The organism is Hydrogenophaga sp. (assembly GCF_036675665.1).
Lineage (GTDB): Bacteria > Pseudomonadota > Gammaproteobacteria > Burkholderiales > Burkholderiaceae_C > Hydrogenophaga.
In genome coordinates, this window is sequence record NZ_JAKFEO010000007.1 from 114,319 (window position 1) to 127,782 (window position 13,464).

Here is a 13,464-nt window from a genome sequence, read left to right on the forward strand (position 1 = left end):
TCAGGCGGCCACGGCGGCCGTGGGTTGCAACTGGGGCCGGCCGAGGCGGGCCGCGGAGGTGTATTCCTGCCGGTAGATCTCGAAGGGCATGGTGTCCGCCGCTTCGATCGCGCGCTGGTCTTCGACCGACTTGGCCGCCATGGCCTCGAAGCGGGCCTGCTGTTTGGCGCTCCATTCAAGCGAGAGCAGGTGCTGATGCGAAACCAGCGACTGCGCACGCGCGAAGCCCACGAACGAATCGTCGTGGTGCGCGTGCATGGCCTGCAGCACACGGGCCGATGGCAGCAGTTCGGGCGACTGGAGGTGGGCAATGGCCAGCGCCACGGCGCTGGCGTGTTCGATGCTCCCTTGCGCCAGGTCGAGTGTCTCGGCGATGGGCATGAGCTCGGCCAGGATCTCGTTGGCCCATTGCATGAGCGGCACGGCCTGGCCTTCGCGCATGAGGTTCAGGCCCGGCTCACGCCCGCGCGCGGCGGTGAGGTGCTGGTTGTGCGCGAGTTCGCGGATCTCGGCCGGTGTGTCGGGCGGGCTGTCGGACAACAGGCAGTGCATCAGGAACACATCGAGGAACCTCAGCGTGGAGGCGCCGATGCCGATGGGTTCGAACGGGTTGAGGTCCATCAGGCGGACCTCGATGTACTCCACGCCGCGCTCGCGCAGTGCGTGCAGCGGGCGCTCGCCCGGGTAGATCACGCGCTTGGGTCGGATGGTGCCGTAGAACTCGTTTTCGATCTGCAGCAGCGTGGTGGCGAGCTGGTTGTAGTCACCGCCCGGGTTGCGGATGCCCACCGCTTCATACGCCGGCCATGGGCGCGTGAGCGCGTCGTGCAGCGAGGCGGCGTAGCCCTCGAGGCCGTTGTAGCTCACGGCCAGCGTGGCCTGCGCCTCGCTCTGATAGCCCAGGCGGCCCATGCGCAGCGAGGTGCCGTGCGGCATGTACAGCGTGCCGCCATGGCCCAGCTTCTGCAGCTCGTGTTCGCGGCCTTCGACGAAGGATGAACACAGCGCCGGCGAGGCACCGAACAAGGTGAGCAGCAGGAAGGCGTGGCGGCGGAAATTGCGGATGGTGGCGAAGTATTCGTCGCTGGTCACGCCGGGCAGCGACCAGTTGTAGTGAATGCCCGAAATGGTCTGCATGCGCCGGCCATAGCGGTGGCCCAGACCCATGCGGTAGACGCTCTTGGCACGGCCCACATTGGACGAGCCGTAGCGGCCCAGGGGAATGGTTTCGTCGGTGGGCAGCCCGCAGGGCATGCTGGAGGCCCACATCATCTCGTCGCCCACCGCGCGCAGGCTGCGCACCGTGTACTGGTGCACCTCGGTGAGTTCGGCCAGACACGCTTCGACCGATTCGTGCACCCCGGTGATGAGTTCGAGCTGCGACTCGCTGTAGTCGGTGGTGATGTGCGGGTGGGTCAGCGCGCTGCCCAGGGCAGCCGGGTGCGGCGTCAGGGCCAGGCGGCCGTCGGGCTGGGCACGCAGGCTCTCTTTTTCAAGGCCACGGCGCATGCCGCGCAGGCGCTCGTTCGTGAGAGCGTCCAGCCGGTGATTCAGAGAGGTCATACAGGGGTCGTGTTACAGGTCCGGGGGCGGAAGTTAACACGGCTGCGCCATTTCTGCTGGCGGTCAGGCGCCGGAGACCCGACGCGAGACCGGGCATGGGGCTCAGCCCATGCGCTCCTGCAGGAAATCGAGGAAGCAAGCGATGCGGGCCGCCAGTTGCGTGTTGCGGTAGTACACGGCGCTGATCGGCTGGCGCACGTCCACTGTGTCTTTCACCAGCACCTGCACGAGGTCGCCGCGCTCGCGGTCGGCGCTGCTCATGAAGTCGGACAGGCAGGCGATGCCCACGCCCTGCAGCGCGAGCTGGCGCAGGGTTTCGCCGCTGGAGGCGGTGATGGCGGGCACAACGGGCCATTCGTCGCCATGGGCGCCGCGCAGCGGCCAGCGGTTGAGCGACTCCGGCTGGGTGAAGCCCAGCAGGCTGTGCTGCGCGAGGTCGGCCACGCTCTTCGGGCGGCCGTGCGCCGCCAGGTAAGCCGGGCTGGCCAGCACCCGGATGCGGCTGGTGCACAGCGCCCGGGCGTGCAAGGTGGAGTCGCGCAGCGCGCCGATGCGGATCGCCACGTCGGTGCGGCGCTCCAGCAGGTCGATGTTGAGCTCGTCGGTGTCGAGTTCGAGCGTGATTTGCGGATACGCCCGGCGAAACGCCGGCACCAGCGGCACGATGGCGTGCAGCATGAACGGCGTGGCGGCGTTCACCCGCAGGCGCCCAGCCGGTCGCTGGCGGCGCGCGGCCATGTGCTCTTCGGCGTCGTCCATGGCCGCCAGGATCGCGCGGGTGCGCAGCAGGAAAGCCTGGCCCTCCTCGGTGAGTTCGGTGCGGCGGGTGGTGCGGCGCAGCAGCGTGGTGTCGAGCTTTTTCTCCAGCCGGCCCAGCGCCCGGCTGATGCCCGAGACCGTCTGGCCCAGGTGATCGGCGGCGGCGGTGATCGAGCCACCATCCACCACGGCGGCAAACGCCTGCAGTTCTTCCAGTGTGGTTTTCATGGGTGGCGACTGTCCTCCATTGTTGATTCCACAGCAAGTATCTTTGGCCCAAAACCCCATTTTTCTGCAAGGCAAAAGCGCCCAGACTCCAGCTCCTCATCTTCAGGAGTTGTTCCATGCCCATTGCCTTGCTCGCGCTGACGCTCAGCGCATTCGCCATCGGCACGACCGAGTTCGTGATCGTCGGCCTGCTGCCCACCGTGGCGGCGGATCTGGCCATCAGTCTGCCCTCCGCCGGCTTGCTGGTCAGCCTCTACGCGCTGGGCGTTGCCATTGGCGCGCCAGTGCTCACCGCCCTCACCGGCCGCCTGCCGCGCAAGCGCCTGCTGCTGGCGCTGATGGCGCTGTTCACCGCCGGCAACCTGCTGGCCTGGCTGGCGCCCACCTACGAATCGCTGGTGGCGGCACGCATCCTCACGGGCCTGGCCCACGGCGTCTTTTTCTCCATCGGCTCGACCATCGCCACCGGCCTGGTGCCGCGCGAGAAAGCGGCCAGCGCCATCGCCGTCATGTTCACCGGCCTCACGGTCGCGCTCGTCACGGGCGTGCCGCTGGGCACCTTCATCGGCCAGCATTTCGGCTGGCGCGAGACCTTCCTGGCCGTCTCGGCACTCGGGGTGATCGCCTTCATCGGCAGCGCGCTCTTCGTGCCGCGCAACATTGCCCACAAGCCACCGGCCTCGCTGTTGCAGCAGGCCCGGGTGCTGGGCCAGCCACGTCTGCTGCTGGTGTACGCGACCACCGCCATCGGCTACGGCGGCACCTTCATTCCCTTCACCTACCTGGCCTCCATCCTCACCGAGGTTTCGGGCCTGCCGGTCAGTGCGGTGGGCTGGGTGATGCTGGTCTACGGCATCTCGGTGGCCGTGGGCAACCTCTGGGGTGGACGCCTGGCCGACCGGCTCGGTCCCATCCCGGCGCTGCGCATCATCTTCGCGCTGCTGGCCGCCGTGTTGTTGCTGCTGCAGTTCACCGCACCCCACCCCTGGCTGGCGGTGGGCACCGTGCTGCTGTGGGGCGCCGTGGCCTTTGGCAACGTGCCGGGCCTGCAGGTGTATGTTGTGAAGCAGGCCGAGCGCGTGGCGCCCGATGCGGTGGACGTGGCTTCTGGCCTGAACATCGCGGCGTTCAACCTCGGCATTGCCGGCGCGGCCTGGGCCGGTGGCCTGATCGTCACCCACCTCGGCCTCATCCACACGCCCTGGATCGGCGCGCTGGTGGTGCTGGTGTCGCTGGCCCTCACCCACCTCAGCGGTGTGCTGGACCGCCGCAGCGGATTCCCGGTGCGCGGCCACGGTCCGGTGCCGGTGGGCCACTGATTCAGTTCCTTTTCAACCACGAAAGTACGCCATGCCAAACACCATCCCCGCCTTCGGCCTGGGCACCTTCCGGCTCAAGGACCAGGTCGTGATCGACTCGGTCAGGAACGGCCTCGACCTGGGCTACCGCCTGATCGACACCGCGCAGATCTACGGCAACGAGGCCGAGGTCGGCCGGGCCATCGCCGAGAGCGGCGTGCCGCGCGCCGAGTTGTTCATCACCACCAAGATCTGGACCGACAACCTGGCGGGCGACAAGCTCGTGGCCAGCCTCAAGGACAGCCTGGTGAAGCTGCGCACGGACCACGTGGACCTCACGCTCATCCACTGGCCCTCGCCCGGCGGCGCGGTGCCGGTGGCCGAGTTCATGGGCGCGCTGGCCGATGCCAAGGCCCAGGGCCTCACGCGCCTGATCGGCGTGTCGAACTTCAACATCGCGCTGCTGCGCGAGGCGATCAGCGCGGTGGGCGCCAGCGACATCGCCACGAACCAGATCGAGCTGCACCCCTGGTTGCAGAACCGCAAGCTGGTGACGTTCGCACACAGCCAGGGCATCCACACCACCTCGTACATGACGCTGGCCTACGGCGAAATGCTCAAGGATCCGGTGGTGCAGGGTATTGCGAAGGAACTCGATGCCACCCCCGCGCAGGTGGTGCTGGCCTGGGCCATGCAGCTGGGCCACGCGGTCATTCCTTCGTCAACGAAACGCGAGAACCTGCAGAGCAACCTGCTCTCCACCCGGTTGCGTCTGAGCGACGATCAGATGGCGCGCATCGCGGCGCTGGACAAGGGCGGGCGCCTGGTCAACCCCGAAGGTCTGGCGCCGGTCTGGGATTGAGCGGCCTCAAGCAGGGCAGGCTAGCTGCTCTGTCTGTCGCTGCAACCAGGCTTCGATGTGCGCGGTTTCGTTGAAGAGGCGCAGGTCGTCGTAGGCCTGTTGGGCTTCGGGGTAACGCTTGCGCAGGTAGTTGAGCCATTGCTTCAAGCGACCGGCGCGGTGGCGGCGTTCCACGCGCGCGCTCACCTGTTGCCAGAAGACCTGAAGCAGCGGCGGCAACACCTCCCACGCCACGCCGCCCTGTCCCTTGATGGCGAGTGCCAGACCGGGGTCGGTGACCATGCCACGCCCGATCATGAGGTGCTCGCAGCCGGTCACTTCGCGGCAGCGCACCGCGTCGGCCACGGTCCAGATCTCGCCGTTGGCAATCACCGGCAGGCGCAGGTGGGGTGGCAGCGACTGGCGCACCTCGGCCAGCCTGTCCCAGTAGGCGGGGGGTCGGTAGCCGTGGGCCTTGGTGCGCGCGTGGATCACGAGTTCGTCGGCGCCGGCCTCGGCGATGGCATGGGCGCACTCTTCGGCGCGCGCATCGTCGTTGAAACCCAGCCGCATCTTGGCCGACACCGGCACGTGCGCCGGCACCGCGCGGCGCACGGCGGCCACGATGCGGCCGATGAGCTCGGGCTCGTCGAGCAGCACGGCGCCACCGCGACTCTGGTTCACGGTCTTGGCCGGGCAGCCGAAGTTGAGGTCGATGCCGTGTGGCCCCAGGCCTGCGAGGCGAGCGGCGTTCTCAGCGAGGCAGGTGGGATCGGAGCCGAGCAGTTGTGCGCGCACCGGCACGCCCGCGCGGGTACGACCACCATGGAGCAGTTCGGGCACCACGCGCACGAAGACGCGCTCGGGCAGGAGCATGTCGGTGACACGGATGAACTCGCTCACGCAGCGGTCGATGCCACCGGTGCGCGTGAGCACATCGCGCAGGGTGGCGTCGAGCAAACCTTCCATGGGGGCGAGCAACAGCATGGGGGTATTGTCCTTTGCCGGGAGAATGTGTTGCATGACGTGCTTTTTTCTCCGGCGAGTCCGGTCATCGGCGACCACGGCGCACGGCTCCGCGGCTGTCCCCCGGGGCCTTCGGCCCCTCCTCCTTTATGCCGCTGCGCCGTACCCCATGGCCGCCGATGCCCTTGCTGGTCCGCGCCGAGTTGTGCGCGACCATCGCTTCAGCTCGCGGGCGCATGGCGCTCTGCGCAGCGAAATAACGGGGGAGGCGGCACCAGCCGCCGGAGGACATTCGCGGAGCAGAGCGCCGTGCGTCCGCGAGCCCGTGAGGTCGTTGTGAACAATGTCCCCCTGATTCACGAAGACGAACACATCCTCGTCCTCAACAAACCAGCAGGTTTGCTCGCAGTCCCAGGCAGAGGCCCGGACAATCAAGACTGCCTGAGCACAAGAGCCCAAGCCCGATGGCCCGACGCCCTCGTGGTCCACCGGCTCGACATGGCGACCTCCGGCCTCGTGGTCATGGCCCGAGGCATCGACGCCCAACGCACGCTGAGCCTGGCGTTTGAAGAACGCCGCGTGCACAAGCGCTACACCGCCGTGGTCGCTGGTGAACTCGTCAACCCGGAACCCGGCAACGGCTGGAACACCATCGACCTGCCGCTCATGGCCGACTGGCCCAACCGCCCGATGCAGAGAGTGGATCACGAACAAGGCAAGCCCAGCATCACCCGCTGGCGCATCGCCACGCTGCCATCCGCCCCCGGCACCACCCGGCTCGAACTCGAACCCGTGACCGGTCGCACCCACCAGTTGCGCGTGCACCTGCAAGCCCTTGGACACCCCATGGTTGGCGATGCGTTGTACGCTGCGCCCGAGCAGCACGCCATGGCAGACCGCCTGCTGCTGCACGCCCACTGGCTCTCGCTGCCGCACCCCTTCCACGGCCAGACCATCGAATTCCACAGCCCCTGCCCTTTCTGAACACACCATGACGCCACAACACCTCACCATCCTCACCGGCGCCTCGCGCGGCATGGGCCTGGCCATGGCCCGCCAGTTGCTCGGCCCCACGCGCCACCTGTTGTGCATCTCGCGCAAGGTCAACGACGAGTTGACCGCCGAGGCCAAGACCCTGGGTGCCACGCTCACGCAATGGTCGCAAGACCTGGCCGACACCACGGCTGCCGCGAATCGACTTCAAGCGTTTTTGGAGAGCCAACCCGCGAACACCTGGGCCAGCGCCACGTTGATCAACAACGCCGGTGTGATCCCGCGCATCGGTCCGCTGGACCACTGCCCGCCCGAAGACCTGGCCAACGCGCTGCGGGTGGGGCTGGAAGCCCCCATGCAGCTCACGGCGGCCTTTCTGCGCGCCACCACGGCCTGGGTGCAAGGTGGCTGGCGCGGCCCGCGCAAGGTGCTCAACATTTCCTCGGGTCTGGGGCGCAACGCCATGGCCGCGCAAGCGCCCTACTGCGCCGCCAAGGCCGGCATGGACCACTTCACCCGCTGCAGCGCGCTCGACGAAGCGCAGCGCGAGCATGGTGCGCGCCTGGTGTCGCTGGCGCCCGGCGTGATCGACACCGACATGCAGGTGCAATTGCGCGCGGGCGACCCGGCGGCCTTTCCCGACCGCGGCCGCTTCGTGGAACTCCAGCGCCAGGGCCAGCTCACATCTCCAGACGATGCCGCCGCCCGTGTGCTCGCCATTCTGGAGCGCGCGGATTTCGGCGAACAGCCGGTGGCGGATGTGCGCGGCTGAGTCCTGCTGTCCACCGGAGCACCTGATGAACCGACGCGAATTTGCGCTGACGACCGCCATGGGACTGGGCACGGCCACCCTGCCCGCCCGCGCCCAGGCCCCAGGCTTCTGGACCCTGCTGCGCGAAGGCGGCTGCGTGGTGCTCATGCGCCACGCGCAAACCGAACCCGGTGTCGGCGACCCACCCAACTTCAAGCTGGGCGAGTGCGGCACCCAGCGCAACCTGAGCGAAGCCGGGCGCGAACAGGCGCGGCGCGTGGGCGCGGCTTTCACGCGCGAACGCGTCAAGCTCGACCAGGTGCGTTCCAGTGCCTGGTGCCGCTGTGTGGACACCGCCATGCTGGCCTTCAAACAGAACACCGTGTGGCCACCGATCAATTCGTTCTTCGGTGGCGGCCAGGACGAGCAGACCCGCGCGGTGCTGGCCGCGGTGGAGGGTTGGCAGGCGCCGCGCAACCTGATGCTGGTCACGCACCAGGTCAACGTCGCCGCCCTCACCGGCGAGTTTCTGGCCATGGGCGAAGTCTTCGTGACGCGCCCCGGCACCCAGGGCAGCCACGCCAACCGCCTGCGCGTGCTCGCACGCCAGACCTTCTGACGCAGGTCAAGACGGCGACCTGCCCGAGGGCTACGATGGCGGCTGACCCAAACCACCAGGAGACCCCATGAGCAGAGAAGTAGTTGTCGTCAGCGCCGTGCGCACCGCCATTGGCACCTTTGGCGGCAGCCTGAAGGACCAGGCCCCCACCGAACTCGGCGCGCTGGTCGTGCGCGAGTCGCTCGCCCGCGCTGGCGTGGACGGCAAGGACGTGGGCCACGTGGTGTTTGGCCATGTGGTCAACACCGAGCCCAAGGACATGTACCTCTCGCGCGTGGCCGCCATCAACGGCGGTTGCGCCGAGGGCACACCCGCCTTCAACGTCAACCGCCTGTGCGGCTCGGGCCTGCAGGCCATCGTCTCGGCCTCGCAGAGCATCCTGCTGGGTGACACCGACGTGGCCATCGGCGGCGGTGCGGAAAACATGAGCCGCGCACCGTTTGCCAGCCTCAACATGCGCTGGGGCGCACGCATGGGCGACACCAAGATGGTGGACATGATGGTCGGCGCGCTGCACGACCCCTTCCACACCATCCACATGGGTGTGACGGCCGAGAACATCGCGGCCAAGTGGGGCATCACGCGTGACGACCAGGACAAACTGGCGGTGGAAAGCCACAACCGCGCGCAACGCGCCACCGCAGAAGGCCGCTTCAAGGACCAGATCGTGCCGGTGGTGCTCAAGAGCAAGAAGGGCGATGTGTCCTGGGCGACCGACGAACACTTCCGCCCCGACTGCACGATGGAAGACCTCGGCAAATTGAAGCCGGTGTTCCTGAAGGAAAACGGCACCGTGACCGCCGGCAATGCCTCGGGTCTCAACGACGCGGCCGCGGCCGTGGTCCTGATGGAGGCTGGCACGGCCAAGGCACGCGGCGCCAAGCCGCTGGCGCGTCTGGTGGCCTACGCCCACGCCGGCGTGGACCCCAAGTACATGGGCATCGGCCCGGTGCCGGCCACGAAGATCGCGCTGGAAAAGGCTGGCCTGACCGTGAAGGACCTGGATGTGATCGAGGCCAACGAAGCCTTCGCCGCGCAGGCCTGCGCCGTCACGCGCGATCTCGGACTGGACCCCGCCAAGGTCAACCCCAACGGCTCGGGCATTTCGCTGGGCCACCCCATCGGCGCCACCGGCGCGCTGATCACGGTCAAGGCCATCCACGAGTTGCACCGCGTGCAGGGCCGCTACGCGCTGGTGACCATGTGCATTGGCGGCGGTCAGGGCATTGCCGCGATCTTCGAAAGGGTATGAGCCCCCACGCTCCGCCGCTGCGCGGGTCGCTGCCCCCCGAGGGGGCACGGCCGGCCTTGGGGCGGCCCGGCGGCCGGCCCTCTGAATGGGCGCCAGCCTTGGCCGAACTCGAACGCGGCCTGCTGCAGCGCGACGTGGCCGCACGCGCATTGCTGCTTGCCGCGCTCGCCGGTGAACACGTGCTGCTGCTCGGCCCGCCAGGCACGGCCAAGAGCGAACTCGCGCGCCGGCTGCAGCGCCTGCTGCCGGGCGCGCACTACTTCGAACGCCTGCTCACGCGCTTCACCGTGCCCGAAGAACTCTTCGGCCCGCTCTCGCTGCGCGCACTCGAAGACGACCGCTACGAACGCCTGACCGAGGGTTACCTGCCCAGCGCCGAGGTGGCCTTTCTCGACGAGGTGTTCAAGGCCAACTCGGCCATCCTCAACACCCTGCTGGGCCTGCTGCACGAACGCCAGTTCGACAACGGCAGCCAGCGCCTGCCGGTGCCGCTGGTGTGCCTGGTGGGCGCCAGCAACGAGCAGCCGCAGGACGACAGCCTGCTCGCCTTTTACGACCGCTTCCTGCTGCGCGTGCCGGTGCAGCCGGTGGACGACGCGCACTTCGCCGCGCTGCTGCAAACCAGCGTCACCACCCCGGAAGCACCGCCGCCCGAGGCGCTGATCAACCACGAACGGCTCACGACCCTGCGCGAACAGGCACCCCACACCGCGCTGGGCGAGCCCGTTCTCGCGCTGCTGCTGCAGGCGCGTCAGCACGCCACGCGGACCGGTCAGCCGGTATCCGACCGACGCTGGCGCCAGCTGGTGGAGCTGTTGAAACTGCAAGCCGCCAGCCGCGACGCGCGCGAGGTCGGGCTGTGGGACCTGTGGCTGTTGCCCTGTGTGCTGGCCGCCGACCCCGCCCATGCACCGGGCTGGATCGACTTCTTCATGCACCATGTAGCGCAGACCGAACCCTTCCCGCTGGACGGCCTGGAGCGCGCGGTCATGGCCTTCGAGCAACAGCTCGACATCGAGCGCCGTGCACCCGCCGATGCGCAGGACGGCAGCGCCGGCAAGGTGGCATTGGCCCGGTCCATCGCCGGGCCCACCACCAGTGAAAGCGAGATGGTGCGACTGACCAGCGAACGCGCGCAGCGGCGCTACAGCCCCGTGCACATCGAGGCACGCGTGGTCCAGACCGATGAACTACTGAACCGATTGAACAGCCTGCACGGCGCACTGACGGAGACGGCGCAGACGGTGCTGGGCACCGCGCGCTCGCACGACTGGCTGCCACCTTCATGGCTGGCGCAGATCGAGGCCGTGCATCTGGGCCGCTGTGCCAGTGTGGCGGTGCTGCTGGCACAGTTGCAGACCACGCGCACCGGCTTCGCGGGTCTGCCGGTCGACGAGGCGCTGACGGATCGTCCCGCGCCGGTGAGTTGGGAAAACCCGTGAGGGCCAGCCCTTCCGCCCCCTACCACCACCTCGACGCCCTCCCCCGCGAACTCTGGCGCTGGGCCGTGGTGTGCAGCAGTGGCCAGGCCAGCGTGCGCCTGCCCCACATGGTCCGCTGGATGGGCGCACTCATGGCGGGCACCTTGCCCGACACAGCCGACGATTTCGGCGATGCCGCCGCCACGCAGGCGCTGCGGCCGCTGCTGGTGGAGCTGGAGCTGCTGACCCTCACGCAGGACAGCGCGCCGCTCACGCGCCAGGTGATGCAGAGCCTGCTGTGGCACCTGGACAGCCTGATCGACCGCGCGACCGACGAGCCACGCGACCAGGCCATCGCGCGCATGCGCAGCGAGTTCCGGGACAGCTGGGATGTGCAGCGCCAGGGCTGGGACGAGGTGCTCTCGCTGCTGCAGTCGCTGGGCGATCTGGCGCACCTGCGCTGGGACGATCTGCAGGGTCACCTGAACCGGCGCGAGTGGGGCGAGGCCCGGCGCATTGGCGAGCTGCTGCAGCGCCTGCCGCAGCTCGCGCGTTTCATCGACGGCGTGGGCCGGCGCGAGCATGCACAGCACCCGCCGGCCATCACCACCCAACCCGATGCGCGCGACCCGATGCCCGCGGCGCGTCACCCCGCCGACGAAGAAGAACGCCGGCCCGAGCCCACCGCGGTGGATGGCGTGCGCCGCTCACGCACGCTGGCGCGCATGACCGGTGGCGAAAGCCTCAACCTCACCCACCCGGTGCTGCGTCGGCTGTGGCGCGCGCGTTTTGCCGAAGCCCAGCTGCTCACCTACGACGATCGTGCGCGCGAGCAGTCACAGCGCCCGCTGCCGCAGCCCGAACGTCAAGCGCTGCGCCGCACTGTCGCCCACGCCGGGCGCGGCCCGCTCATCGTGTGCCTGGACACGTCGGGATCGATGCGCGGCGCGCCGGAGAACGTGGCCAAGGCCTGTGTGCTGCAAGCCCTGCGCAGCGCGCACGCAGGCCATCGCGCCTGCCGCCTGCTGGCTTTCGGCGGACCCGACGAACTGCTGGAACGCGACATGGCCATGGACGCCGAGGGCCTGTCGCACCTGCTCGACCTCATGGGCCAGAGCTTCGATGGCGGCACCGACGTGCAGACGCCGATGGAGCGCGCCATTGAACGGGTGCAGACCACCGAGTGGCAAGAGGCCGACCTGCTGATCGTGAGCGATGGTGAGTTCGGCGTGACCCACCACACACTGGCACAACTGCGTGACGCCAAACAGCGCCTGGCCCTGCGCGTGCACGGCATCCTGATCGGCGACCGCGAGACCGTGGGCCTGGCCGAGGTGTGCGACCACCTGCACTGGGTGCGCGAATGGCGCCGCTACGGCAGCGGCACCACGGTGGTGGGCGACGACTTTTCGCCGGTGCACAGCCGCAGCCTCACGGCGCTGTATTTTCCGAACGCGATCCGGCGGTGACACCGACCGGATCAGCGACGCAACTCAATCGCCCTGAAAACCACCGGCGCGGCAGGTCACCACCAGCGTGTCGCGCCAGCCCAGCGCGTCGCCCTCCAGTGGCTGGATGGGTGTGCTCTCGTGGATCACGCGCGCATCGTCCAGCAGCAGCAGCGACCACGGCTCGCGCAGCGTGAAGCGCTGACCACCCGGGCCGTTGGCTTCAAACACCCGGCTCTCGCCGCCCTTGATGCCGTGGCGGCCCACCATGAACACGGCCACCAGGTCCACGCCGTCGCGGTGCGCGCCTTCGGGCGTGGGGCGGCCAATGCCGTCGGTGGTGTCGATGCGAAACGGGTGCGCCTCCATGAACCAGGGTTGTTCCCCGCGCAGCGTGCTGGCCACCTCGCCCAGGCGCCTCAGCAGGCGGCTCCAGACCGGCTGCCCGACCACCGCCGACTCCATGGGTTCGAACCAGCGCTGCATGCCACCGTGCAAGGCGTTGTATTCCAGCGGTTGCCAGTGCGCCCGGTGCGGCGACGGCCGCACCTGTTCACCGTCCACCACAAAGCAGCTGTGGCGTCGGCTGCGGTAGCGCCCGCCGTCCTTCAGGTAGGCGTCGGCCGGCAGATGGTCCCAGCCGGTGTGCAGGGCCTGCAGTTCATCCGCGCTGGCGGGCAACCAGTCGGCCACGCTGGTGGCGCTGAGCAGTGCGAATCCTGTGGTCTTGAGGGATGCGTCGAGCTGTGGAAGGGGAACGTAGGGTGGCTGGAATTCGCTGGTCATGGAGCGGCAGTTTACCGGCGGCGCCGAGCGCGGCGGCGCGGCTCGACTCGCTTTCATGCGCTGGATCAAAGCGCCGTCGCCCGACCGGGCGCAAGCTCCGCGCAGGCCGGGTGAATCCCGGCCAAGGAGGCAGACATGCAGGCTTTGAAATGGACCCCCGCCTTGTGGCTTGGCTTTGAACCCATGGACGGAATGAACCGCGAATTCATGGAACGGCTGGGAAGCGCGCAAGCCGCGCCAGACGACCGACTGGTCGAGACCTGGCAGGCGCTGGTGCAGCATGCCGTGGTGCATTTCAGCACCGAGGATGCCTGGATGCGCCGGGAAGCCTTTGCCACGGCCGATCAACACACCCTGGAACACCGTGTGGTGCTCAACCTGCTGCGCGAAGGCCTGGGCCAGGCGCAGGGCGGGAACCTGGCTCCCGCTCGGCAGATGGCGGCCGAGCTGGGTGCATGGTTCAGCCGGCACACGCAGTCGCTCGATGCGGCCCTGGCCCTGCACATGCGCCGCGTCACCACGGCAACGGTCTGACGCTG

The 13,464-nt window shown here is 68.7% G+C and carries 13 protein-coding genes; 9 read left to right on the top strand and 4 right to left on the bottom strand.

Going from position 1 to position 13,464, the window contains the following annotated elements; all coding sequences use genetic code 11:
• Positions 1 to 1,563 carry a glutamate--cysteine ligase gene (gene gshA / locus V6M63_RS03340; protein ID WP_332739453.1) on the bottom strand — a complete coding sequence of 521 codons (1,563 nt, stop codon included), beginning with the start codon at positions 1,561 to 1,563 and terminating at the stop codon, positions 1 to 3.
• 102 nt (positions 1,564 to 1,665) lie between these two features.
• Positions 1,666 to 2,550, bottom strand: coding sequence for a LysR family transcriptional regulator (locus V6M63_RS03345; RefSeq protein WP_332739455.1), 885 nt, complete (start codon positions 2,548 to 2,550; stop codon positions 1,666 to 1,668).
• 116 nt (positions 2,551 to 2,666) lie between these two features.
• Here V6M63_RS03345 and V6M63_RS03350 point away from each other — a divergent pair, with 116 nt between their 5' ends.
• Together V6M63_RS03350 and dkgB are read left to right on the top strand one after the other, a co-directional pair.
• A complete protein-coding gene (locus V6M63_RS03350; protein WP_332739457.1) occupies positions 2,667 to 3,869 on the top strand; it encodes an MFS transporter in 1,203 nt (400 codons plus the stop codon).
• Between the two features lie 31 nt (positions 3,870 to 3,900).
• The gene (gene dkgB, locus V6M63_RS03355; protein WP_332739459.1) at positions 3,901 to 4,710 is read left to right on the top strand and encodes a 2,5-didehydrogluconate reductase DkgB; all 810 of its coding nucleotides are present in this window, start codon (positions 3,901 to 3,903) and stop codon (positions 4,708 to 4,710) included.
• A 6-nt stretch (positions 4,711 to 4,716) separates the two neighbouring features.
• Here dkgB and V6M63_RS03360 read toward each other — a convergent pair whose 3' ends face one another.
• Entirely contained in the window at positions 4,717 to 5,676 is a 960-nt protein-coding gene (locus tag V6M63_RS03360; RefSeq protein WP_332739461.1) for a tRNA-dihydrouridine synthase, read from the bottom strand.
• A 315-nt stretch (positions 5,677 to 5,991) separates the two neighbouring features.
• Between V6M63_RS03360 and V6M63_RS03365 the strand changes: the two genes are divergently transcribed.
• From V6M63_RS03365 to V6M63_RS03390, 6 genes are all read left to right on the top strand, one after another.
• On the top strand, positions 5,992 to 6,639 hold the full coding sequence (locus V6M63_RS03365; protein ID WP_332739463.1) for an RluA family pseudouridine synthase: 648 nt from the start codon (positions 5,992 to 5,994) through the stop codon (positions 6,637 to 6,639).
• A gap of 7 nt (positions 6,640 to 6,646) precedes the next feature.
• On the top strand, positions 6,647 to 7,420 hold the full coding sequence (locus V6M63_RS03370; protein WP_332739465.1) for an SDR family NAD(P)-dependent oxidoreductase: 774 nt from the start codon (positions 6,647 to 6,649) through the stop codon (positions 7,418 to 7,420).
• A 25-nt stretch (positions 7,421 to 7,445) separates the two neighbouring features.
• Positions 7,446 to 8,018 carry a histidine phosphatase family protein gene (locus V6M63_RS03375; protein ID WP_332739467.1) on the top strand — a complete coding sequence of 191 codons (573 nt, stop codon included), beginning with the start codon at positions 7,446 to 7,448 and terminating at the stop codon, positions 8,016 to 8,018.
• Positions 8,019 to 8,085: 67 nt separating this feature from the next.
• Positions 8,086 to 9,270 (top strand): beta-ketothiolase BktB, encoded by a 1,185-nt coding sequence (gene bktB, locus V6M63_RS03380; protein ID WP_332739469.1) that lies wholly within the window; start codon positions 8,086 to 8,088, stop codon positions 9,268 to 9,270.
• A gap of 98 nt (positions 9,271 to 9,368) precedes the next feature.
• A complete protein-coding gene (locus V6M63_RS03385; protein WP_332739471.1) occupies positions 9,369 to 10,712 on the top strand; it encodes an AAA family ATPase in 1,344 nt (447 codons plus the stop codon).
• A complete protein-coding gene (locus V6M63_RS03390) occupies positions 10,709 to 12,160 on the top strand; it encodes a VWA domain-containing protein (protein ID WP_332739473.1) in 1,452 nt (483 codons plus the stop codon). Before V6M63_RS03385 ends, V6M63_RS03390 begins: the two co-directional genes overlap by 4 nt.
• Before the next feature lie 24 nt (positions 12,161 to 12,184).
• Here the strand turns inward: V6M63_RS03390 and V6M63_RS03395 are convergent, their stop codons facing one another.
• The gene (locus V6M63_RS03395) at positions 12,185 to 12,925 is read right to left on the bottom strand and encodes a 2OG-Fe dioxygenase family protein (RefSeq protein ID WP_332739475.1); all 741 of its coding nucleotides are present in this window, start codon (positions 12,923 to 12,925) and stop codon (positions 12,185 to 12,187) included.
• 135 nt (positions 12,926 to 13,060) lie between these two features.
• Between V6M63_RS03395 and V6M63_RS03400 the strand changes: the two genes are divergently transcribed.
• Positions 13,061 to 13,459: a bacteriohemerythrin gene (locus V6M63_RS03400; protein WP_332739477.1), complete on the top strand. Its 399-nt coding sequence runs from the start codon at positions 13,061 to 13,063 to the stop codon at positions 13,457 to 13,459.
• Positions 13,460 to 13,464: the final 5 nt, after the last annotated feature.